1 protein-coding gene is annotated in these 302 nt (G+C 51.0%); it reads left to right on the forward strand.

The genetic code is table 11. The features are described from left to right. Window positions 1–24: 24 nt before the first annotated feature. On the forward strand, window positions 25–302 hold a 278-nt coding region (locus EN874_RS33040; protein WP_135884741.1), incomplete at its 3' end, for a hypothetical protein.

Genomic DNA, 302 nt, shown 5'->3' on the forward strand with positions numbered 1-302 from the left:
TGGTGTCATAAGCAGATCATCGCAATGGAGTTTGTCCAGGAGAACCACGGTCGCTATACGCATTTCATCTATCTGGAGAATGACATCCGCCTCAGCTTCCTCAATTTTTGCTATTTCGTCGAATTCCGGGAGGCGCTGCGCGGACTCGGGCTACTGCCTTCGTTCATTCGAGTAGAGTATAATGCGGCCTTTGGCGGCTTTACGTCCAGCGATGTTTTTTGGCCGGTTTACGTGCCAGTTCAGTCCCATGTGTTGCTAGGTGACACTGTACTGGTGAACATGCCTAACCCCTACAATCCCCT

The sequence above is a fragment of the Mesorhizobium sp. M1D.F.Ca.ET.231.01.1.1 genome, from assembly GCF_003999155.2.
In the GTDB taxonomy this organism is placed as follows: Bacteria; Pseudomonadota; Alphaproteobacteria; order Rhizobiales; family Rhizobiaceae; genus Mesorhizobium.